At 48.4% G+C, this 244-nt stretch carries 1 protein-coding gene; it reads left to right on the forward strand.

Going from position 1 to position 244, the window contains the following annotated elements; translation table 11 throughout:
• Window positions 1-244, forward strand: a 244-nt coding sequence (locus ACY2RR_RS24605; protein WP_490110837.1) for a hypothetical protein, incomplete at both ends; no start/stop codon positions are given.

The following is a 244-nucleotide window of genomic DNA, read 5'->3' on the forward strand; positions in this document are numbered from 1 at the left end:
CGCCTGAAGTTGGGGCATCAACAGGCGAGAAGGAAGAACATGAGGAAGAGGTCAAAGCGATGAAGAAGGCTCAGTTGAAGAGCCAGAACGAAGCCTTTTGGGCTGCTATGAGAGCCATTACAGACGACAATCCAGCCTTACAAAGCAGGCTTGAAGAATTCATATCCAAGCATTCGTCCTTCCCTGGTTACATAAATTTTCACGTCCCTCGTGCATCTGGTGGTCTTACTCCTCCAGCCATATT

The organism is Parendozoicomonas sp. 2304DJ65-17, assembly GCF_058148445.1.